Genomic DNA, 21479 nt, shown 5'->3' on the forward strand with positions numbered 1-21479 from the left:
TGAAACCGGCACCGTCCTGTAGGGGCGGCCTTGTGTCGCGAAAGGGCCGCACAGCGGCTCCAGCGGTCTATCAGGTTGTCACAGCGCTGCAATGCGCGCGTGCTGCTCGGTGAAGTTGGCCAGGGCCTGTTCGGACTCGGCCAGCTTGGCGCGCTCCTTCTCGATCACCGCAGGCGGGGCCTTGTCGACGAAGGCAGCGTTGGACAGCTTGCCACCCACGCGTGCCACTTCGCCCTGCAGGCGCTGAATTTCCTTGTTCAGGCGCGCCAGCTCGGCATCCTTGTCGATCAGCCCGGCCATCGGTACCAGCACTTGCAGGTCACCCACCAGCGCAGTAGCCGACAGCGGTGCCTCTTCGGCATCGCTCAGCACGGTGAACGATTCGACCTTGGCCAGCTTCTTCAGCAAGGCTTCGTTCTCTTGCAGGCGGCGCTGGTCGTCGGCGTTGGCGTTCTTCAGGAACAGTGGCAGCGGCTTGCCCGGGCCAATGTTCATTTCGGCGCGGATGTTGCGCAGGCCGACCATCAGCTCTTTCAGCCATTCGATATCACCTTCGGCGGCAGCATCGATGCGGCTTTCATTGGCCACCGGCCATGGCTGCAGCATGATGGTCTTGCCTTCGATACCGGCCAGCGGTGCGATGCGCTGCCAGATTTCCTCGGTGATGAACGGCATGAACGGGTGTGCCAGGCGCAGCGCCACTTCCAGCACGCGCACCAGGGTGCGGCGGGTGCCGCGGGCGCGCTCGACCGGGGCATTTTCGTCCCACAGCACAGGCTTGGACAGCTCCAGGTACCAGTCGCAGTACTGGTTCCAGATGAACTCGTACAGCGCCTGGCTGGCCAGGTCGAAGCGGAACTGCTCCAGCTGGCGGGTCACTTCGGCTTCGGTGCGCTGCAGCTGCGAGATGATCCAGCGGTCAGCCAGGGACAGCTCATAGGCCTCGCCGTTCTGGCCACAATCCTCGCCCTTGTCCAGCACGTAGCGGGCAGCGTTCCAGATCTTGTTGCAGAAGTTGCGATAGCCTTCGACGCGGCCCATGTCGAACTTGATGTCGCGGCCTGTGGACGCCAGCGAGCAGAAGGTGAAGCGCAAGGCGTCGGTGCCGTAGCTGGCGATGCCTTCGGGGAATTCGGCCTTGGTCTGCTTGGCGATTTTCTCGGCCAGCTTGGGCTGCATCATGCCGCTGGTGCGTTTTTCCAGTAGGGCGTCGAGGGTGATGCCGTCGACGATGTCCAGCGGGTCCAGCACGTTGCCCTTGGACTTGGACATCTTCTGGCCCTGGCCATCACGCACCAGGCCGTGCACGTACACGGTCTTGAACGGAACCTGCGGGGTGCCATCCTCGTTCTTGATCAGGTGCATGGTCAGCATGATCATGCGCGCAACCCAGAAGAAGATGATGTCGAAGCCCGTCACCAGCACGTCGGTGGAGTGGAACTTCTTGAGGAATTCGGTCTGCTCCGGCCAGCCCAGGGTAGAGAAGGTCCACAGGCCCGAGCTGAACCAGGTGTCGAGCACGTCGTCGTCCTGGCGCAGCACCACGTCGGCGCCCAGTTGGTGCTTGGCGCGCACTTCCTGTTCGTTGCGGCCAACGTAGACCTGGCCGGCCTCGTCGTACCACGCCGGAATGCGGTGGCCCCACCACAGCTGGCGGCTGATGCACCAGTCCTGGATGTCGCGCATCCACGAGAAGTACATGTTCTCGTACTGTTTGGGCACGAACTGGATGCGGCCGTCTTCCACGGCAGCAATGGCAGGCTCTGCCAGCGGCTTGGTGGACACGTACCACTGGTCGGTCAGCCAGGGCTCGATCACGGTACCGGAACGGTCGCCTTTCGGCACTTTCAGGGCGTGGTCGTCGATGCTGACCAGCAGGCCCTGGGCGTCCAGGTCGGCCACGATCTGTTTGCGCGCCACGAAGCGGTCGAGGTTGGCGTACTGCGCCGGCAACTGGGTGTCGACCTGCTCGTTGACGCTGCCGTCGAGGTTGAAGGCCTGGGCATTGGCCAGCACGACGGCATTCTTGTCGAAGATGTTCAGCAGCGGCAGGTTGTGCCGCTTGCCGACTTCATAGTCGTTGAAGTCGTGGGCCGGGGTGATCTTCACGCAGCCGGTGCCGAACGCCGGGTCGCAGTAGTCGTCGGCGATGATCGGAATGCGGCGGCCCACCAGCGGCAGCTCGACGTACTTGCCGATCAGTGCCTGGTAGCGTTCGTCATTCGGGTTGACCGCCACGGCGGCGTCGCCCAGCAGGGTTTCCGGGCGGGTAGTGGCAACCACCAGGTAACCCTCGCCTTCGGCGGTCTTGGCGCCATCGGCCAGCGGGTAGCGCAGATTCCACAGGTGGCCTTTTTCGTCGTGGTTTTCCACTTCGAGGTCGGAGATGGCCGTGTGCAGCTTGGTGTCCCAGTTGACCAGGCGCTTGCCGCGGTAGATCAGGCCATCTTCGTGCAGGCGCACGAAGGCTTCCTTGACCGCTTCGGACAGGCCGTCGTCCATGGTGAAGCGCTCGCGGCTCCAGTCGACCGACGAGCCCAGGCGGCGGATTTGCCGGCTGATATTGCCGCCGGACTGATCCTTCCATTCCCAGACCTTCTCCAGGAACTTCTCGCGGCCCAGATCATGCCGGTTCTGGCCCTTGGCCTCGAGTTGGCGCTCGACCAGCATCTGGGTGGCGATACCGGCGTGGTCGGTGCCTGGCTGCCACAGGGTGTCGCGGCCTTGCATGCGGCGGAAACGGATCAGGGCATCCATGATCGCGTTGTTGAAACCGTGGCCCATGTGCAGGCTGCCGGTGACGTTCGGCGGCGGGATCATGATGGTGTAGGACTCGCCTGCACCTTGTGGAGCGAAATAGTTCTCGGACTCCCAGGTGTTGTACCAGGAAGTTTCGATGGCGTGCGGCTGGTAGGTCTTATCCATGCGCGGCGGGACCCTGTGCATTTATTCGGGAAAGCCGGGAAGTATAACCAAGCTGGGGGCCGCAGGCGACAAGCTGCTGACAACTGTCGGAACTGTGTTGCCTGCTGCAACAAGCCCACCACAGGCGTTGAGGTCCCTGTAGGAGCGGGCATGCCCGCGAAGCAGGCAACACCGATGTGCGGTTTTACTCGGAACGCTTGATCAACCGCTCGATGCGCGCATCCAGCCGGCGCTTGATTTCATTCTCGATATGCGGGGTAAAGTCGTTGATCACGTCCTGCATGATCATCTGCGCCGCGGCGCGCAGCTCACTCTCCAGGTGCAGCAGGGTGTCCTGGCGGCGCGTCTGCGGGTCTTCCTCGGGCGCAGCTGCTTCGGTAACCGGCGCGTCCGGCAACAACGGAAGTTGCTCGACCGTTTCGGTCAGCAGGGGGGGTTGCAGGTCGGCATCGCCGAGCAACTGGCGGATCGACTCAAGGTCGTCGAGCAGGTGAGCCGAGTCGGGCAGGGGGGAGTGCTTGTCCATCGTCGTCAAAGTCGCTGTAAGCGGTGGTCTTGCAGAGCATAGCCCTGTTCACGGTAGAAACGGAATCGCTCTCGCGCCGATTGGCGAATGTCGGGCGCCTCGACGACGATTTCCGCCACCCGCTCGAACTGGCCGACAAAGCCCGGCACGCTGGCGCCCAGGTTGATCAGCAGGTCGTGATGGTCACCGGCGTGTTCCGCCAGGCCCAGGGCCACGCCGGCGTCGGCATGCACCTCGGCCAGGTCGTGGGGCACGAAGGCTTCGCCCTTGAAGCGCCACAGGCGCAGGTCCAGTTCGTCGCGTTGCTCGGCATCCTGGCAATGCAGGTAGACCCGGTGGCCAAGGCGCCAGGCCTTTTCACACAGTTTGCAGGCGAAATCGAGCCGCGCCGACAGCGAGTCGGTAGGCAGAATATAGAAGTCGACTTTGCTCATGGTCGGTATGGCCGGCCGGTGGCGCGCCAGGCACCACCGGCGTCATAGCCTCAGGCGCCAGCGCGGTCCAGCAGGTACTGGGTCAGCAGCGGCACCGGGCGACCCGTGGCGCCCTTGTCCTTGCCGCCGCTGACCCACGCCGTACCGGCGATGTCCATGTGCGCCCAGTTATACGCCTTGGCGAAACGCGACAGGAAGCAGCCTGCGGTGATGGTGCCGGCCTTCGGCCCGCCGATGTTGCCCATGTCGGCGAACGGGCTGTCCAGTTGTTCCTGGTACTCGTCGAACAGCGGCAGTTGCCAGGCGCGGTCGTCTGCGCGCTTGCCCGCGTCGAGCAATTGACCGACCAGGTCGTCGTTGTTGCCCATCAGGCCGGAGGTATGGCTGCCCAGGGCGACGATGCAGGCGCCTGTCAGGGTAGCGACGTCGATCACCGCCTGTGGCTTGAAACGCTCGGCGTAGGTCAGGGTATCGCACAGCACCAGGCGGCCTTCGGCGTCGGTGTTGAGGATTTCCACGGTCTGGCCGCTCATGGTGGTGACGATGTCACCCGGGCGGGTGGCGCCGCCACTTGGCATGTTCTCGGCGCAGGCCAGCAGGCAGACCAGGTTGATGGGCAGTTGCAGTTCCAGCACCGCACGCAGGGTGCCCATGACGCTGGCGGCACCGCACATGTCGTACTTCATTTCGTCCATGCCGGCGCCGGGTTTCAGGCTGATGCCGCCGGTGTCGAAAGTGATGCCTTTACCTACCAGCACGAAAGGCTTGTCGGCCTTCTTGCCGCCCTGGTAGTTGAGCACGATCAGGCGTGGCGGCTGGTCGCTGCCCTGGCCCACGGCGTAGAAGGCGCCCATGCCCAGGTCCTTGATCTTCTTCTCGTCGAGCACTTCGACCTTCAGTGCCTTGTGCGCCTTGCCTAGGTCCTTGGCCTGCTCGGCAAGGAAGCTCGGGTGGCACAGGTTCGGTGGCAGATTGCCCAGGTCGCGGGTGAACGCCATGCCGGTGGCGATGGCGCTGGCGTGCTTCACCGCGCGCTCGACGTCGGCCTGGCCGGCCTTGTCTGCCAGCAGGGTGACTTTTTTCAGTGCGCGCGGCTCGACCTTCTGGCTCTTGAAGCGGTCGAACACGTATTCGCCGTCCTGCAGGGTTTCGGCCAGCAGGCGGTACTTGCCGTAATGGGCATCGCGGTTGCTGACGGCGATATCGTCCAGGGCCAGCACGGCATCGGCGCCGTTGAGCCCCTTGAGCACGCCGGCGACGCTGGCGACCAGCTTGCGCCAGGCGCGGTCGCCCAGGGCTTCGTCCTTGCCACTGCCGACCAGCAGGACGCGTTCGGCCTTGAGGCCCGGGAGGTTGTGCAGCAGCAAGGTCTGGCCCGGTTTGCCGGCCAGGTCGCCGCGCTTGAGTACCGCGCTGATGGCACCCTCGGTGGCCTGGTCGACGGCCTTGGCCACCGCGCCAAGCTTGCGATTTTCACCGACTGCAATGACCAGGGTGGCGGTTTTTACCGATGCAGCAGCTACGCTTTTTACAACCAGTTCCATGTCAGGGTCCCCGAATGATCGATACAAATGGCGCTGTACATTGCAGCGCTCTGGACGGGCCTGGCCGCGTCGTCGCGCGCCAGCGGAAAAGCTGCCAGTTTGAGCCTGCCGCCCGCGTGCTGACAACCCCGTTATGCGCCTTCACGCGCCGCCAAGTGACAGGCGCAGCCAATCACAGGATAATGCGCGCACTTTACATGGAGGTTCGCCTTTGGCGAACCGGCATTGGTCTTGGATGTACTAAGTCATTGTTTGGCGCCATTGCATGGCAGTCCACCCTGACAACCCAGGAGTGTCTGGTTTGATCGTCTTTCGTTATCTGTCCCGCGAGGTCCTGGTGACCTTGAGCGCCGTCAGCGCCGTGCTGCTGGTTATCATCATGAGTGGGCGCTTCATCAAGTACCTGGCCCAGGCCGCCCAGGGCGTGCTCGACCCGGGCGTATTGTTCCTGATCATGGGTTTCCGCCTGCCGGGTTTCCTGCAGCTGATCCTGCCCTTGGGGCTGTTCCTCGGCATTCTGCTGGCGTACGGCCGCCTGTACCTGGAAAGCGAAATGACCGTGCTCTCGGCCACTGGCATGAGCCAGCAGCGCCTGCTGGGCATGACCATGGCGCCGGCTGCACTGGTGGCGCTGCTGGTGGCCTGGCTGAGCCTGAGCCTGGCGCCACTGGGCGTGGCCCAGGTGCAGCAGATCATCGCCCAGCAGGACACCCTGACCGAGTTCGACACCTTGGTGCCAGGCCGTTTCCAGATGCTGCGTGACGGCTCGCGGGTCACCTACACCGAGCAACTGTCGGACGACCGCGTCAAGCTCGGTGGCGTGTTCATCTCCGAGAAACGCTTCAATCAGGACAAGACCAAGGACCGTGCGCCGTCGGTGCTGGTGGCGGAAAAGGGCCACCAGGAGATCCAGGCCGATGGCAACCGTTACCTGGTGCTGGAAAACGGTTACCGCTACGACGGTAACCCCGGCCAGGCCGACTACCGGGCCATCAAGTACGACACCTATGGCGTGTTGCTGCCCAAGCCGGAAGTGGCCGAGGAAGTGACCGAGCGCGAGGCCATTCCGACCCTCGACCTGTTCGGCAAGACCGACCTGCGCGAACGCGCCGAACTGCAATGGCGGCTGTCGTTGCCGATCCTGGTCTTCGTGGTGACCCTGCTGGCGGTGCCGCTGTCGCGGGTCAACCCGCGCCAGGGCCGCTTCCTCAAGTTGCTGCCGGCAATTCTTCTGTACATGGCCTACCTGACAATGCTGATTTCCGTACGTGGCGCCCTGGAGAAGGGCAAGTTGCCGATTGCCTTGGGCATGTGGTGGGTGCACGGGCTGTTCCTGCTCATCGGCCTTGGCCTGATGTACTGGGAGCCATTGCGCCTCAAGCGTGCCGCCCGCCGTGCGGAGGTGGCCCATGGCTAAGCTCGACCGCTACATCGGCCAGAGCGTGCTGCTGGCCATCCTGGCAGTGCTGGGGATCATCCTCGGCCTGGCCTCGTTGTTCGCGTTCATCGATGAGATGGGCGACCTGAGCGACACCTACACGGTGATGCAAGCCGGTTACTACGTCTTGCTCACCGCGCCACGGCGGCTGTACGAAATGCTGCCCATGGCTGCGCTGATCGGCTGCCTGATTGGCCTGGGCAGCCTGGCCAGCAGCAGCGAACTGACCATCATGCGTGCGGCCGGTGTGTCCATCGGGCGTATCGTCTGGGCGGTGATGAAGCCCATGCTAGTGCTGATGCTGGTCGGCCTGCTGATTGGCGAATACGTGGCGCCGGTCACCGAGAACAAGGCCCAGGCTGACCGCTCGCTGGCCCAGGGTGGGGGCGAGGCGCAGAGCTCCAAGCGTGGCATGTGGCATCGCCAGGGCGAGGAGTTCGTGCACATCAACGCCGTACAGCCCAACGGCCTGTTGCTCGGCGTGACCCGCTACCGCTTCGACAGCGAGCGCAAGATCCAGACGTCGAGCTTTGCCCGGCGTGCCCAGTACACCGACGATCACTGGTTGCTCAGCGACGTCAGCACGACCTTCTTCCGCGGGGACCACACCGAGGTGGTGAAGGCCCCCACCGAGCGCTGGGACGTGTCGCTGACCCCGCAACTGCTGAACACCGTGATCCTGGCGCCGGAGTCGCTGTCGATCACCGGCCTGTGGGACTACATCCACTACCTGTCCGACCAGGGCCTGAACAACGCCCGTTACTGGCTGGCGTTCTGGACCAAGGTCCTGCAGCCGATGGTGACTGCGGCACTGGTGTTGATGGCCATTTCATTCATCTTCGGCCCGCTGCGCTCGGTGACCTTGGGCCAGCGGGTGTTCACCGGCGTGCTGGTGGGCTTCGTATTCCGCATCGGCCAGGACCTGCTCGGGCCTTCGAGCCAGGTGTTCGGCTTCCCGCCCTTGCTGGCGGTGGTCATCCCGGCGGGCATTTGTGCCCTGGCCGGTGTGTGGTTGCTGCGCCGGGCGGGGTAATGGCTTGAGCTGGAGATAATGCTTGTCTGTTAAGCTTTACTGGGGCTGCTTTGCAGCCCTTCGCGGGCACGCCCTCTCCCACAGGTTTGGCGCTGAACTCAAGAAATGCGCGATCCCCTGTGGGAGCGGGCGTGCCCGCGAAGGGTCGCAAAGCGACCCCAAATTACTTAACTGACAGGCACTAACCCTAGGTCGGCTTTTTCATTGGGGCTTTCTATTTCTTCTGTTTCGGCACACGCACCAGCTGGCTTTCGGAATAGATGTCATGCCAGCCCCGCTTGCGTTTGTCGATCAGCGCCCAGAAGAAACCCAGCCCCAGGCACAACCACGACGCGATCGACACCACAAAGCGCAGCAGTGCCTGCCACAGGCTGATCGCCGAACCATCTGCGTTCTGTACCCGTACGCCCCACACCTGCATGCCCAGCGTCTGCCCGCCGTGGGTCCAGAACTTGGCGAAAAAGCCGAACAAGGCGAACAGCAGCACCGTGGACAGCAACGGGTCGCCGTCCAGTGCGCCTGCCTCGGTCAGCTCGCGCATGCGGGCTTCGCCAATGATCGCCATCTGGATCATCTTGTAGGCCCCAGCGGTCACGATCAGCAGCGCGGTGCACAACAGGAAGTCGTAGAACATCGCCGCCAGGCGTCGGCCCAGGCCGACCGGCGGAAAATCACCCTGGGGTGTGAGCAAAGGCTTGGACATGCAAAACGGCTCCAGAAGATGAAGCCGCTATTCTACGGGCAAAAAAAAGCCCCTGCACTTGGCAGGGGCTTTTGCAGTCGGGTTCGGCTTAGCCTGCAACCTGGACTTTGTCCGCTTGCATGCCTTTCTGGCCCTGCACGGCCTCGAAAGTGACCTTTTGGCCTTCTTTCAGGCTCTTGAAGCCGTTGCCTTCGATTGCGCGGAAGTGCACGAACAGATCCGGACCGCTTTCTGGGGTGATGAAACCGTAACCTTTTTCGTCATTGAACCACTTGACGGTACCGTTCTGACGTTCAGCCATTGTCTTATTTCCTATGGAGCTCGAATTTTGATGACAGTTACTTTCGCACGTTGTGTAAGCGAAAGATTACTGGGCTGGGTTGCAGGAAAGTAAGAGACGTCGAACGGGTTGTAGCAACGCTTGGCTACTGGCCCAGGTCACGAACTATTGCGACCCATGCAAACACAGTGGAATGACTCTACGCCAACTCCCGAGCGAAAAACAAGCCCTCGGCCATGCAGAAAAACGGGCCTTTTTTCACGCACCGATCACCGTCGTGCAAACGGCATGGTGGCTGGCCTGGCGCCATGTTCAAAAGTTACCGGGCAGGTTTCGGAAACGAATATGTCACGCCTGCCCGCCACCTTCACAATGCCGATTCACCCACGGTAGTAACGTTGCGCCACGAAAGGCATTTTGCTGACTTTCAAGGCCACCTTCTTGCCACGCACCACGGCAAATAGCGCGGTGTCGATTGCCGCATGTTCACTATCGATATAACCCATTGCAACGGGCGCCCCAAGTGTCGGGCCAAAACCGCCGCTGCACACTTTGCCGACCAGTTTATCGTTGGCATCGACAATGTCCGCGCCTTCGCGTACAGGCGTGCGCTCTTGCGGCAACAGGCCGACGCGTTTGCGTGCCACACCGTCGCGCTGCTGGGTGAAGATGGCCTCGGCGCCCGGGAACCCACCCGCGCGCTGGCCGTCGGCGCGGCGCACCTTGGAAACCGCCCACAGCAAGCTGGCCTCGACCGGGGTGGTTTCGCCGTTCATGTCGTGGCCATACAGGCACAGGCCGGCTTCCAGGCGCAGCGAATCACGGGCACCCAGCCCGATCGGCTGTACTTCCGGTTCGGCCAGCAGGCGGCGGGCCAAGGCTTCGGCGGCGCCGGCCGGCACCGAGATCTCGTAGCCATCTTCGCCGGTGTAGCCCGAGCGGCTGACGAAGCAGTCTTCGCCCAGCAGTTTTACCCCCCGCAACTGCATGAAGGTCATGTTGGCCACTTCCGGCGCCAGGCGCGCGAGTACACGCGCTGCCGCCGGGCCCTGCAGGGCCAGCAGCGCACGCGCCTCGAACAGCGGCTGCACGTCGCAGGCGTTGCCGATCTGCGCTTGCAGGTGAGCCAGGTCCTGCGCCTTGCAGGCCGCGTTGACTACCAGGAACAGCTTGTCGTCGCCCAGGTTGGCGACCATCAGGTCGTCAAGAATGCCGCCTTGCGCATCGGTGAACATGGCATAGCGCTGCATGCCCACTGGCAGGTCGATGATGTCTACCGGCACCAGGCTTTCAAGGGCTTTGGCAGCGTTGGCACCGTGCAGGATGATCTGGCCCATGTGCGACACATCGAACAGGCCGGCCTGTTCACGGGTATGCAGGTGCTCCTTGAGGACGCCCAGCGGGTACTGCACCGGCATGTCATAGCCCGCGAACGGCACCATGCGCGCCCCCAGCTCCAGGTGCAAGGCATGCAGTGGGGTCTTGAGCAGTGTTTCGGACATCGGTGACTCCTTGCTTTCGTTAGTGGGTCAACACTCGATGATGTTGACGGCCAGGCCGCCACGGGCGGTCTCTTTGTATTTGCTTTTCATGTCGGCGCCGGTCTGGCGCATGGTGCGGATGACCTTGTCGAGCGACACGTAGTGCTGCCCGTCGCCGCGCAAGGCCATGCGCACCGCATTGATCGCCTTTACCGAGCCCATGGCGTTGCGCTCGATGCAGGGCACCTGGACCAGCCCGCCAATGGGGTCGCAGGTCAGTCCCAGGTTGTGTTCCATGCCGATTTCGGCGGCGTTCTCCACTTGCTGCACACTGCCGCCCATCACCTCGCACAGCGCCCCTGCAGCCATCGAGCAGGCCACCCCGACTTCGCCCTGGCAGCCCACCTCGGCACCGGAGATGGAGGCGTTTTCCTTGTACAGGATGCCGATGGCCGCAGCCGTGAGCAGAAAACGCACCACCCCGTCTTCGCTGGCACCGGGCACGAAGCGCATGTAGTAGTGCAGCACCGCGGGGACGATACCGGCGGCGCCATTGGTGGGCGCGGTGACCACCCGCCCGCCATAGGCGTTTTCCTCGTTCACAGCCAGCGCATACAGGTTCACCCAGTCCAGTACCGACAGGGCATCGCGCAGGCTGGCCTCCGGGTGCCGGCTGAGCTGGCGGTACAGTGCCGGTGCCCGGCGCCTGACCTTGAGCCCACCCGGCAGAATGCCCTCATGCTGGCAGCCGGCTTCGACGCAGTCCTGCATCACTTGCCAGATGCGCAGCAGCCCGGCGCGGGTTTCTGCCTCTGGGCGCCAGGCCTGCTCGTTGGCCAGCATTACCTGGCTGACCGCCAGGTTGTGCGTGGTGCAGTGGCCGAGCAGCTGTTTGGCGGTGGTGAACGGGTAGGCCAGGGCGGTGCTGTCCTCGACAATGCGGTCGTGGCCGGCGGCGGCTTCGTCAACCACGAAGCCGCCGCCCACCGAGTAGTACTCGCGGCTGCGGATTTGAAGGCCGGCGTTGTCGAATGCGCGGAAGATCATGCCGTTGGGGTGGTATTCCAGTGGCTTGCGGATCATTGCCAGGTGCTGCTTTTCATTGAAGGCAATGGTGTGCTCGCCCAGCAGCTTGAGCTTGCCACTGCTGCGGATCGCCTGCAGGCGGGCGGGGATGCTGTCGGTATCGAGGGTGTCCGGCTGTTCGCCTTCAAGGCCGAGCAACACGGCCTTGTCACTGCCGTGGCCTTTGCCGGTGGCACCCAGCGAGCCATACAGCTCGGCCTTGACGCTGGCCGTTTTGGCCAGCAGGCCATCACGGCGCAGCCCTTCGGCAAACCGCGCAGCGGCGCGCATCGGGCCGACGGTGTGGGAACTGGAGGGGCCGATGCCGATCTTGAACAGGTCGAAGACGCTCAAAGCCATTGCTCGTTCCCTCCAGAAAGAAAAGGCGAGTGCTGCGCACTCGATCGCCGGCAAGCCAGCGCCCACAGGTACGACGTTCCTGTGAGAGCAGGCTTCTTACAGGTGCAGCACAACCCTTGCAGGCAGTGGAGCCCTTGTGGGAGCCGGCGAGCCGGATCAGGCGTCCTGATAGCTCTCGATCGACGGGCAGGCGCACACCAGGTTACGGTCGCCGAATACGTTGTCGACGCGGCCGACCGGTGGCCAGTACTTGCCTTCCACCAGGCCAGGCAGCGGGTACACCGCCTGCTCGCGGCTGTAACCGTGCGCCCATTCGCCAACCAGCTCGGCCGCGGTATGCGGGGCGTTTTTCAGCGGGTTGTCGTCTTTGTCCAGGCTACCGTCCTCGACCGCGCGGATTTCTGCGCGGATCTGGATCATGGCGTTGCAGAAGCGGTCCAGTTCTTCCTTGGACTCGCTTTCGGTCGGTTCGATCATCAGCGTGCCGGCCACCGGGAAGGACATGGTCGGGGCGTGGAAGCCGAAGTCGATCAGGCGCTTGGCCACGTCGTCGACGCTGATGCCGCTGGTGTCCTTCAGTGGGCGCAGATCGAGGATGCATTCGTGTGCTACCAGGCCATTGCCGCCGCTATACAGGACAGGATAGTGCTCTTCCAGGCGGCGGGCGATGTAGTTGGCGTTGAGGATCGCCATCTGCGACGCACGCTTGAGGCCGGCACCGCCCATCATGCGGATGTACATCCAGGTGATCGGCAGAATGCTGGCGCTGCCGAACGGCGCGGCGCACACCGCACCCTGGGTGTTTTGCAACTGCGCATGGCCGGGCAGGAACGGCGCCAGGTGCGACTTGACGCCAATCGGGCCCACCCCCGGGCCGCCGCCACCGTGCGGAATGCAGAAGGTCTTGTGCAGGTTCAGGTGCGACACGTCGCCGCCGAACTTGCCCGGCGCGCACAGGCCGACCATGGCGTTCATGTTGGCGCCGTCGATGTACACCTGGCCACCGTTGTCGTGAATGATCGCGCAGATTTCGCCGATCGCTTCCTCGAACACGCCGTGGGTCGATGGGTAGGTGATCATGATCGCGGCCAGGCGCTCGCGGTGTTCGATGGCTTTGGCGCGCAGGTCCTCGACATCGACGTTGCCGCGGGCGTCACAGGCGGTAACCACCACACGCATGCCGGCCATGTTGGCGGTAGCGGGGTTGGTGCCGTGGGCCGACGAGGGGATCAGGCAGATGTCGCGGTGGCTTTCGCCACGGCTGCGGTGGTAGGCACGTATGGCCAGCAACCCGGCGTACTCGCCCTGCGAGCCGGCGTTGGGCTGCAGCGACACGGCATCATAGCCGGTAGCAGCGCACAACATTGCTTCCAGCTCGGTGGTCATCTGCAGGTAGCCCTGGCTTTGCTCGGCCGGCGCAAAGGGGTGCAGGTTGCCGAACTCGGCCCAGGTCACTGGGATCATTTCGCTGGCTGCGTTCAGCTTCATGGTGCAGGAGCCCAGCGGGATCATGCTGCGGTCCAGCGCCAGGTCCTTGTCGGCCAGGCGGCGCAGGTAGCGCATCAGCTCGGTTTCGCTGTGGTATCGGTTGAATACCGGGTGTTCGAGGATGGCCGACTGGCGCAGCAGGGCCGCGGGCAGCAGCGAACCGGTGCTGGCGGCCAGCGCGGCGAAGTCAGGCAGGGGCTGGTTGCCAGCGAACAGTTGCCACAGGGCCTGCACGTCAGACTGGGTGCTGGTTTCGTCCAGCGACAGGCCCAGGTGGGCGGCGTCGACCTGGCGCAGGTTGATACCTTGGGCGCGGGCCTGCTCATGCAGGCTGGCAGTGGCGGTGCCGGTGGCCAGGGTCAAGGTGTCGAAGGCTGTTGCACCGACCACTTGCAAACCCAGGCGGTCCAGGCCGGCTGCCAGAACCGCGGTCAGCGCATGGGTGCGCTCGGCGATGCGCTTGAGGCCGGCCGGGCCGTGGTACACGGCGTACATGCTGGCGATATTGGCCAGCAGCACCTGGGCGGTGCAAATGTTGCTGGTGGCCTTCTCGCGGCGGATGTGCTGCTCGCGGGTTTGCATGGCCAGGCGCAGGGCGGTCTTGCCGAAGCGATCGATCGACACGCCGACCAGCCGGCCTGGCATGTCGCGCTTGAAGGCGTCACGGGTGGCGAAGTAGGCCGCGTGTGGGCCGCCGAAGCCCAGGGGCACGCCAAAACGCTGGGCGCTGCCGATGGCCACGTCGGCATCGAACTCACCCGGTGGGGTCAGCAGGGTCAGGGCCAGCAGGTCGGCTGCCACGGCGACCAGCGCGTTGGCGGCATGGAAGCGCTGCACCACTTCACGGTAGTCGAACACCTCGCCATTGCTGGCCGGGTATTGCAGCAGCGCGCCGAAGAAGGCACTGGCATCGCCCAGCTCGCGTTCGTCGCCGACCACCACGTCGATGCCCAACGGTTCGGCGCGGGTGCGCAGTACGTCCAGGGTTTGCGGGTGGCAGTGCACCGACGCGAAGAAGCTGTGGCTGGTCTTGTTCTTCGACAGGCGCTTGCAGAAGGTCATGGCCTCGGCTGCGGCGGTCGCTTCGTCGAGCAGCGAAGCGTTGGCGATCGGCAGGCCGGTGAGGTCGCTGATCAGGGTCTGGAAGTTCAGCAACGCTTCCAGGCGGCCCTGGGAGATTTCCGGCTGGTAGGGCGTGTAGGCGGTGTACCAGGCCGGGTTTTCCAGCAGGTTGCGCAGAATGGGGGCCGGGGTGTGAGTGTTGTAGTAGCCCTGGCCGATGAAGCTCTTGAACAGCTGGTTCTTGCCGGCGATGGCCTTGAGTGCTGCCAGCGCGTCGGCTTCACTCTGGCCGTCGTGCGCGCCGAGCACGCTGGTGCCCTTGATGCTGTCGGGGATGACCGCTGCGGTCATGGCGTCCAGCGATTCGAAACCGAGGGCGGCGAGCATGGCCTGCTCGTCGGCGGTGCGCGGGCCGATGTGCCGGGCGATGAATTCGTTGGCGGTGCTGAGGTTGATGGTCATGGCGCAGTCCTCAGGCTTCAGCGTTGGCTTTGATCAGGCGGTCATAGGCGTCCTGGTCGAGCAGGGCGCTGACTTCGCTGATGTTGGCCGGGGTGAAGCGGAAGAACCAGCCTTCGCCCATGGGGTCTTCGTTGACCAGCTCCGGGCTTGAGTCGAGCTGTGCGTTGACTGCAACCACCTCGCCGGTCAGGGGCATGTATACGCCGCTGGCAGCTTTCACCGACTCGACGGTGGATGCTTCGCTGCCTTTCTCGTACTGCTGCAACTCGGGCAGTTGCACGAACACCACATCGCCAAGGGCGTTCTGGGCGAAGGCGGTGATGCCCACGGTGACACTGCCATCGGCTTCGACGCGCAGCCATTCGTGATCTTCGGTGAAACGCAACTCGCTCATGCGGAATCCTCAGCGTTGGGCGCGGTGTGCCCGCGCTCTTGGGTTGGGATTCCCATAGCAATAATGCGGCCAATTTCAAAAAAGGCTTATAAAACAATAAGTTAAATTTTTACTGAGGCGCTCGATTTTTGGCGGTGGAACGAAAACGCTACATTACACGCGGGGTGAAAAAGCGTTTCTCTATCAAACCCTTGTATAACCGCATGCGCACACCCATGTAGCGTTTTCGATACGTTGTAATCAAAGCGTTACAGTGCCGCGGCGTCTGTTTGGCACGTTACTGCCAACTCTTTAGTCGGGCGACGCCACAGGTACGGTAAAAGGCATCAACCTGCCATGAACAGCGGCAGTGCCAGATAGAGTTTGATCACGATGACATTGATGATGTCGATGAAGAATGCCCCCACCATGGGTACCACCAGAAAGGCAATGTTCGAAGCGCCGTAGCGCTGGGTCACTGCCTGCATGTTGGCAATGGCAGTGGGCGTGGCCCCCAGGCCAAATCCGCAATGGCCGGCAGCCAATACGGCAGCATCGTAATTGCGACCCATGACCCGGAACGTCACGAAAATTGCGAACAGCGCCATGACCAGTGTCTGTGCGGCCAATAATGCGAAGAACGGCAAGGCCAGCGCTGCCAGGTCCCATAGTTTGAGCGACATCAAGGCAATGGCCAGGAACAGCGACAAGCTGACATTGCCCAGTACCGAAACTTCCCGTTCGAACACACGGTAGAAGCCGAATGCGGATAGCCCATTGCGCAGCAATACACCCACGAACAGCACACACACAAACGTCGGCAGTTCGAATGCAGTTCCTTTGAGTGCGCCATTGAGCAAAGAACCGGCAAGCAGGCTTACCGCAATCAGCGCCAGTGTTTCTACAAATGAAAACGATGTTATCAGGCGCTCTTTGTCAGGCCGCTCGAAACCCTGGGGCAATTGCGGCAGTTCCTCCTCGGCCCCCGGCGTTTTCACACGCTTGATCAGCAGCCGGGCAACCGGCCCGCCGATCAGGCCGCCCAGCACCAGCCCGAAGGTGGCCGAGGCCATCGCCAGTTCCGCAGCCGAGGCCAGGCCGAACTTTTCGCTGAACGTGGCGCCCCAGGCGGCGCCGGTGCCGTGGCCGCCGGACAGGGTGATCGAACCGGCCAGCAGGCCCATCAATGGGTCCAGCCCCAATGCCGAGGCCAGGCCGATGCCCATGGCGTTCTGCACCAGCAACAGGCTGGTGACTACCAGCAGGAAGACCACCACCACACGCCCGCCTTTTTTCAGGCTGGCAAAGTCTGCGCTCAAGCCGATGGTGGCGAAGAAGGCCAGCATCAAGGGTGTTTGCAGTGAGGTATCGAACTGCACCTGCACATCGAAACTGCGCAACGCCAGCAGGGCAAAGGCGACGACCAGGCCACCGGCAACGGGTTCCGGAATATTGTAGACGCGCAACAAACCAATCCGTGCAACCAGCCCGCGCCCCAATAACAGGACGAGAGAGGCGGCTACAAGTGTCCCGTAAAAATCGAGTTCAAACATCAGGTGCTCTCGTTATATCCAGTAGCGAACCACGCTCCGCACTTGGGCGGATCAGTGGGATGACAAGTGGCAATACACCGTCATCATTCTACGAGGCATATGTGGGAGAGTATCTTTCACTCGCGTAGGAAAGGTCTGAACAACTACCGGGTTATTGCAACGACTATCAGCCTTTGCCGGGTATTCCATATTTACGCAGGCGCTGGGCAATGGCGGTGTGCGAAGTGTGCAAGCGCGCAGCCAGTTGCCGGGTGGAGGGGTAGCTGGCGTACAGACGTTGCAGCAGCTCACGCTCGAAATCGCCCACGGCTTGCTCCAGGCTGGCCACTTCGCCATCTTGCCCGCGCGCCACCGAGGTGCCGGCAATGTCCAGGTCACCGATGTCCACCAGGTTGCTTTCGCAGATGGCCGCCGCACGGAAAATCACGTTCTGCAGTTGGCGCACGTTGCCCGGCCACGGGTTGGCCAGCAGCGCCGAATGGGTGGCCGGGGTCAACCGGCAGGCTGGGCGCTGGATCTGCGTGCAGGCCTGCTGCATGAAGAAGTGCGCCAGCATCAGGATGTCCTGGCCGCGGTCGCGCAGGGGCGGTACCTGCAGGTTGAGCACATTCAGGCGGTAGAACAGGTCTTCGCGGAAGCTGCCTTCGGCCACCATGCGCTCCAGGTCGCGGTGGGTGGCGCTGATGATGCGCACATCGACCTTCACTTCGCGGTCGCCGCCCACCCGGCGGAAGCTGCCGTCACTGAGGAAGCGCAGCAGCTTGGCCTGCAGGTACGGTGACATTTCGCCGATCTCATCCAGAAACACCGTGCCCTGGTTGGCCAGCTCCATCAGCCCCGGCTTGCCGCCGCGTTGCGCGCCGGTGAAGGCGCCGGGGGCGTAGCCGAACAGCTCGCTCTCGGCCAGGCTCTCGGGCAGGGCGGCGCAGTTCAGCGCCAGGAACGGTGCCGCCTGGCGGCTGCTGATGGCATGGCAGGCGCGGGCCACCAGCTCTTTGCCGGTGCCGGTTTCGCCATGCACCAGCAGCGGCGCATCGAGTGCGGCAACGCGCATGGCGCGTGCTTTGAGGGTACGGATGGCCGGTGACTCGCCCAGCAGGGCGTCGAAGCCCTCGGCGTGGTCGTGGTGCAGGGCCGACAGGCGTTCGCCCATGCGCGATGGCGGGTAAAGCGTCAGCAGGCCACCGGCGTTGGTAATGGGCATGGCATCGAGCAGCAGGCTGTGGCCGTTCAGTTGCATCTCGCGCATGGGCAGGTGGAAGTTGTTGTCCAGAAGCGCCTGCAGCAGCCCGGCGTCGCCGAACAGCTCGCCCACCGAGCGCCCGGCCGATTCGCGGCCGCACAGCTCGATCAGCGCCGGGTTGGCCAGCAACACCTTGCCGGCGCTGTCCACGGCCAGGACCGGGTCGCTCATCGCTGCCAGCAATGCATCCAGTTGCAGGTGCCGACGTTGCCCGGGAAGGATGTCGACCACGTCCACCGACTGAACCCCGTGCACTTCGAACAGTGCGTCGTGCAGCTCTTCGAGCACCGCGGGGCTGAGCGTCGGGGCGTCGATGTAGACGTTCGGCGGGACCATCTCCACGGCGTCCAGGTTGAGGTTGCGGGCACCGAGCAGGGCTAGCACTTCCTGAGTGATGCCGACGCGGTCGATGAAGCTGACGTGGATGCGCATGGGAACGTAGAGGGTGGTGGCCGGGGAGGGCGGTAGTATGCCTCAACATCGCCGGGGCCGCCTTGCGGCCCATCGCAGGCAAGCCAGCTCCCACAGGGATCGCGTCAGGGCTGATAGGTGTTTGTCACAAGATATGCAGCGCCTGTGAGATCGAGCGCCGCCCGCGCGGCGCATCGCGAGCTGCGCTCGCTCCTACGTTTGTTTCGGGCCAATTATTCCTGTGCGATTTGCGCGCGAACGCCTTGGTGCATGCCTCAATATCGCGCCGTACAAACAAGGCGGCCGCGCGCGCCTGTCACAGGCGTTACTGGCCCGAAACAAACGTAGGAGCGAGCGCAGCTCGCGATTGCGCCGCGCGGGCGGCGCTCGATCTCACAGGCGCTGAAGATGCTCCGGCTACCCTTGCCAGGAACCATAGTATCTCCCACAGGTACTGCACAGGCCTTGAGGCCGATGCGATCGAAGTGGGCGCTGGCTTGCCTGCGATGGGCTGCAAGGCAGCCCCAAACTTGGGAAAATCACTCCAGGTGTTCAGGCTTGACCGGGTCGCCCGACTTCACAGCCAGTTTTTCGCGAATGTCCGCGAACATATGGTCATAGAGCTTGTGCGGTGAACTCAGGTTTTCGAATTTCTTTGGCGACGGCAGGTACGCTTGCGCCCTGCGCGTCAGCAGCATGAGAAAGCTGGGCAGGGCCTGGTCCTTGGGCAGGAAGAACGCTTCATCGACTGCCTTGCCTTCGATGCTGCCATGCATGTGGAACTGAATGCCTCTACCTTCCTTGGGGTCCGACACTGCCTCGTATTCGATGTTCAGGTCATAGCTGTGGTCATCTTTGTTCAGCGCAATGCGCTCGATGTGTACATGACCGGGGTGGTACTGGGCCATGGAAAGCTCCTTGGGAAGGTCGAAAATGACGGGCCGCGCAGGCCCGCCCACTGCATTCAACGGTAGCTGATCCCCGGCTTCGCGGTCGAAACACGGGTGCCGGCTGTGCCTTTGACAATTTCTTCGATGTTTTCCAGCGAACTGATCACTGCCACCTTGCCGGTATGGCGGGCAAAATCACAGGCGGCCTGCACTTTCGGCCCCATGGACCCCGCGGCAAAACCCAGCCGCTGCAGTTCGTCGGGGTGCGCTTGGGCGATGGCTTTCTGCGTAGGTTTACCCCAGTCAATGTACGCCGCATCCACGTCGGTGGCGATGATCAGAAGGTCGGCTTCCAGTTGCTCTGCCAGCAGCGCCGAGCACAGGTCTTTGTCGATGACCGCCTCCACCCCTTTGAGCTTGTGGTTTTCATCGTACAGAGTGGGGATGCCGCCGCCGCCCGCGCAAATCACGATGCTGCTCTTTTCCAGCAGCCACTTGATCGGGCGGATTTCAAAGATGCGCTTGGGTTTCGGGCTGGCCACCACGCGTCGGTACTTGTCGCCGTCAGGCTTGACCACCCAGCCCTTCTCGTTGCCCAGGCGCTCGGCCTCGTCCTTGCTGTAGACCGGGCCGATGAACTTGGTCGGGTCCTTGAAGGCCGGATCGTTGGCGTCGACTTCAACCTGGGTCAGCAAGGTCGCGAACGGCACTTCGAAGGCCAGCAGGTTGCCCAGCTCCTGCTCGATCATATAGCCGATCATGCCCTCGGTCTCGGCGCCCAGCACGTCCAGCGGGTAAGCCTCGTCCGGTTTGTAGGAAAGGCCCTGCAACGACAGCAGGCCGACCTGCGGGCCGTTACCGTGGGCAATGACCAGCTCGTTGCCGGGGTGGATCTTGGCGATCTGTTCGGCGGCGGTGCGGATATTGGCACGCTGGTTGTCAGCGGTCATGGGTTCGCCGCGGCGCAGCAGGGCGTTGCCGCCCAATGCAACAACGATACGCATGGGGAATGTCCTTTTGAGGTGGGCTTGGGGCTGCAAGCTGCAAGCGGCAAGTTGCAAGTTGCAAGTCGTAAGCAGAAGCAGGCCGGTGTGATCAGCTGCTTTCAGCTTTCAGCTTGCCGCTTGCCGCTTTCAGAGGTCAGCCAGGGTCGAAACCAGGATCGCCTTGATCGTATGCATGCGGTTTTCCGCCTGCTCGAAGGCAATGCAAGCGGGCGACTCGAATACGTCGTCGGTCACTTCGATGCCGTTGGCCAAGTCCGGGTACTGTTCGGCAATCTGCTTGCCCACCTTGGTTTCGGAGTTGTGGAACGCCGGCAGGCAATGCATGAACTTGGTGCGGGGTTTGCCAGTGGCCTTCATCAGTTGCGCATTCACCTGGTAAGGCTTGAGCAGCTTGATACGCTCGCCCCAGGCCTCGATCGGTTCACCCATCGATACCCACACGTCGGTGTGCACGAAGTCCACGCCCTTGACCGCGGCCAGCGGGTCTTCGGTCAGGGTGATACGCGCGCCACTTTCTTCTGCGTACTGCTTGCAGCGCTCAACCAGGTCCTCATGTGGCCACAGCGCCTTGGGCGCGGCGATGCGCACGTCCATGCCGAGTTTGGCGCCGATCAGCAGCAGCGAGTTGCCCATGTTGTTGCGCGCATCGCCCAGGTAGGCGTAGCTGATGTCGTGCAACGGCTTGTCGCTGTGCTCGCGCATGGTCAGCACGTCGGCGATCATCTGGGTAGGGTGATACTCGTCGGTCAGGCCGTTGAACACCGGCACCCCGGCGAACTTGGCCAGCTCTTCGACGATTTCCTGCTTGAAGCCACGGTATTCGATGGCGTCGTACATGCGCCCGAGTACGCGGGCGGTGTCCTTCATGCTTTCCTTGTGGCCGATCTGCGATGAGTTGGGGTCGATATAGGTGACATTGGCACCCTGGTCGTAGGCCGCCACTTCGAAGGCGCAGCGGGTGCGGGTGGAGGTTTTTTCGAAGATCAGGGCAATGTTGTTGCCCTTCAGGTGTTGCTGTTCGGTGCCGGTGTACTTGGCGCGCTTGAGGTCGCGGGACAGGTCCAGCAGGTAGCGCAACTCGCGCGTGGTGTGGTGTTCCAGGCTCAGCAGGTTGCGGTTGTGAATGTTGAACGCCATGACTTTTCTCCTTGGGTAGGGTGAACGCACCGGCCGCCGCTGGGTAAGCGCGGCCGGGGTAATG

General features: G+C 63.1%; 17 protein-coding genes. 2 read left to right on the forward strand and 15 right to left on the reverse strand.

Translation table 11 applies throughout. The annotated features are described in order from the left end of the window. Nucleotides 1-78: 78 nt before the first annotated feature. The 4 genes from AACG97_RS05220 to AACG97_RS05235 form a co-directional block, all read right to left on the reverse strand. Nucleotides 79-2925: a valine--tRNA ligase gene (locus AACG97_RS05220; protein ID WP_009687044.1), complete on the reverse strand. Its 2847-nt coding sequence runs from the start codon at nt 2923-2925 to the stop codon at nt 79-81. Between the two features lie 184 nt (nt 2926-3109). Beyond that, nucleotides 3110-3451, reverse strand: a complete 342-nt coding sequence (locus tag AACG97_RS05225) for a hypothetical protein (protein ID WP_009687043.1) — start codon at nt 3449-3451, stop codon at nt 3110-3112. Nucleotides 3452-3456: 5 nt separating this feature from the next. Further along, on the reverse strand, nt 3457-3885 hold the full coding sequence (locus AACG97_RS05230; RefSeq protein WP_009687042.1) for a DNA polymerase III subunit chi: 429 nt from the start codon (nt 3883-3885) through the stop codon (nt 3457-3459). A 50-nt stretch (nt 3886-3935) separates the two neighbouring features. After that, complete coding sequence (locus AACG97_RS05235) at nt 3936-5429, reverse strand: leucyl aminopeptidase (protein WP_009687041.1); 1494 nt, start codon at nt 5427-5429, stop codon at nt 3936-3938. A 301-nt stretch (nt 5430-5730) separates the two neighbouring features. Between AACG97_RS05235 and lptF the strand changes: the two genes are divergently transcribed. After that, on the forward strand, nt 5731-6846 hold the full coding sequence (gene lptF, locus AACG97_RS05240) for an LPS export ABC transporter permease LptF (protein ID WP_029886778.1): 1116 nt from the start codon (nt 5731-5733) through the stop codon (nt 6844-6846). Then, a complete protein-coding gene (lptG, locus tag AACG97_RS05245) occupies nt 6839-7900 on the forward strand; it encodes an LPS export ABC transporter permease LptG (protein WP_029886777.1) in 1062 nt (353 codons plus the stop codon). The genes lptF and lptG overlap by 8 nt, the downstream gene beginning before the upstream one ends. Nucleotides 7901-8114: 214 nt before the next feature. Here lptG and AACG97_RS05250 read toward each other — a convergent pair whose 3' ends face one another. The 11 genes from AACG97_RS05250 to AACG97_RS05300 all read right to left on the reverse strand — a co-directional run bounded on the left by AACG97_RS05250 (nt 8115) and on the right by AACG97_RS05300 (nt 21415). Further along, nucleotides 8115-8603 carry an RDD family protein gene (locus AACG97_RS05250; RefSeq protein ID WP_029886776.1) on the reverse strand — a complete coding sequence of 163 codons (489 nt, stop codon included), beginning with the start codon at nt 8601-8603 and terminating at the stop codon, nt 8115-8117. Between the two features lie 88 nt (nt 8604-8691). Further along, nucleotides 8692-8904: a cold-shock protein gene (locus AACG97_RS05255; protein WP_003257941.1), complete on the reverse strand. Its 213-nt coding sequence runs from the start codon at nt 8902-8904 to the stop codon at nt 8692-8694. 359 nt (nt 8905-9263) lie between these two features. Next, nucleotides 9264-10385: a glycine cleavage system aminomethyltransferase GcvT gene (gene gcvT, locus AACG97_RS05260; RefSeq protein ID WP_225785871.1), complete on the reverse strand. Its 1122-nt coding sequence runs from the start codon at nt 10383-10385 to the stop codon at nt 9264-9266. A gap of 27 nt (nt 10386-10412) precedes the next feature. Further along, the gene (locus AACG97_RS05265; protein ID WP_225785870.1) at nt 10413-11789 is read right to left on the reverse strand and encodes an L-serine ammonia-lyase; all 1377 of its coding nucleotides are present in this window, start codon (nt 11787-11789) and stop codon (nt 10413-10415) included. A gap of 156 nt (nt 11790-11945) precedes the next feature. Beyond that, nucleotides 11946-14801 carry an aminomethyl-transferring glycine dehydrogenase gene (gene gcvP, locus AACG97_RS05270; protein WP_197886589.1) on the reverse strand — a complete coding sequence of 952 codons (2856 nt, stop codon included), beginning with the start codon at nt 14799-14801 and terminating at the stop codon, nt 11946-11948. 10 nt (nt 14802-14811) lie between these two features. Continuing rightward, nucleotides 14812-15195: a glycine cleavage system protein GcvH gene (gene gcvH / locus AACG97_RS05275; protein ID WP_009687031.1), complete on the reverse strand. Its 384-nt coding sequence runs from the start codon at nt 15193-15195 to the stop codon at nt 14812-14814. A 326-nt stretch (nt 15196-15521) separates the two neighbouring features. Then, a complete protein-coding gene (gltS, locus tag AACG97_RS05280) occupies nt 15522-16727 on the reverse strand; it encodes a sodium/glutamate symporter (protein WP_197886590.1) in 1206 nt (401 codons plus the stop codon). A gap of 166 nt (nt 16728-16893) precedes the next feature. Further along, a complete protein-coding gene (locus AACG97_RS05285; protein ID WP_047150239.1) occupies nt 16894-18402 on the reverse strand; it encodes a sigma-54-dependent transcriptional regulator in 1509 nt (502 codons plus the stop codon). A gap of 518 nt (nt 18403-18920) precedes the next feature. Then, on the reverse strand, nt 18921-19289 hold the full coding sequence (locus AACG97_RS05290) for a DUF5064 family protein (RefSeq protein WP_197886545.1): 369 nt from the start codon (nt 19287-19289) through the stop codon (nt 18921-18923). 56 nt (nt 19290-19345) lie between these two features. After that, a complete protein-coding gene (gene arcC, locus AACG97_RS05295; RefSeq protein WP_197886546.1) occupies nt 19346-20275 on the reverse strand; it encodes a carbamate kinase in 930 nt (309 codons plus the stop codon). 129 nt (nt 20276-20404) lie between these two features. After that, nucleotides 20405-21415 (reverse strand): ornithine carbamoyltransferase, encoded by a 1011-nt coding sequence (locus AACG97_RS05300; protein WP_197886547.1) that lies wholly within the window; start codon nt 21413-21415, stop codon nt 20405-20407. Nucleotides 21416-21479: the final 64 nt, after the last annotated feature.

The organism is Pseudomonas sp. Nvir, assembly GCF_963778085.1.
Classification (GTDB): Bacteria; Pseudomonadota; Gammaproteobacteria; order Pseudomonadales; family Pseudomonadaceae; genus Aquipseudomonas; species Aquipseudomonas juntendi.

Excerpts from the sequence above, each read along its gene's own strand:
- arcC (WP_197886546.1), bottom strand. The coding sequence starts at position 20,275 with ATGCGTATCGTTGTTGCATTGGGCGGCAACGCCCTGCTGCGCCGCGGC.
- AACG97_RS05255 (WP_003257941.1), bottom strand. The coding sequence starts at position 8,904 with ATGGCTGAACGTCAGAACGGTACCGTCAAGTGGTTCAATGACGAAAAA.
- AACG97_RS05235 (WP_009687041.1), bottom strand. The coding sequence starts at position 5,429 with ATGGAACTGGTTGTAAAAAGCGTAGCTGCTGCATCGGTAAAAACCGCC.
- gcvH (WP_009687031.1), bottom strand. The coding sequence starts at position 15,195 with ATGAGCGAGTTGCGTTTCACCGAAGATCACGAATGGCTGCGCGTCGAA.
- AACG97_RS05225 (WP_009687043.1), bottom strand. The coding sequence starts at position 3,451 with ATGGACAAGCACTCCCCCCTGCCCGACTCGGCTCACCTGCTCGACGAC.
- AACG97_RS05220 (WP_009687044.1), bottom strand. The coding sequence starts at position 2,925 with ATGGATAAGACCTACCAGCCGCACGCCATCGAAACTTCCTGGTACAAC.
- gltS (WP_197886590.1), bottom strand. The coding sequence starts at position 16,727 with ATGTTTGAACTCGATTTTTACGGGACACTTGTAGCCGCCTCTCTCGTC.
- gcvP (WP_197886589.1), bottom strand. The coding sequence starts at position 14,801 with ATGACCATCAACCTCAGCACCGCCAACGAATTCATCGCCCGGCACATC.
- AACG97_RS05300 (WP_197886547.1), bottom strand. The coding sequence starts at position 21,415 with ATGGCGTTCAACATTCACAACCGCAACCTGCTGAGCCTGGAACACCAC.
- gcvT (WP_225785871.1), bottom strand. The coding sequence starts at position 10,385 with ATGTCCGAAACACTGCTCAAGACCCCACTGCATGCCTTGCACCTGGAG.
- AACG97_RS05290 (WP_197886545.1), bottom strand. The coding sequence starts at position 19,289 with ATGGCCCAGTACCACCCCGGTCATGTACACATCGAGCGCATTGCGCTG.
- AACG97_RS05285 (WP_047150239.1), bottom strand. The coding sequence starts at position 18,402 with ATGCGCATCCACGTCAGCTTCATCGACCGCGTCGGCATCACTCAGGAA.
- lptG (WP_029886777.1), top strand. The coding sequence starts at position 6,839 with ATGGCTAAGCTCGACCGCTACATCGGCCAGAGCGTGCTGCTGGCCATC.
- AACG97_RS05230 (WP_009687042.1), bottom strand. The coding sequence starts at position 3,885 with ATGAGCAAAGTCGACTTCTATATTCTGCCTACCGACTCGCTGTCGGCG.
- AACG97_RS05265 (WP_225785870.1), bottom strand. The coding sequence starts at position 11,789 with ATGGCTTTGAGCGTCTTCGACCTGTTCAAGATCGGCATCGGCCCCTCC.
- AACG97_RS05250 (WP_029886776.1), bottom strand. The coding sequence starts at position 8,603 with ATGTCCAAGCCTTTGCTCACACCCCAGGGTGATTTTCCGCCGGTCGGC.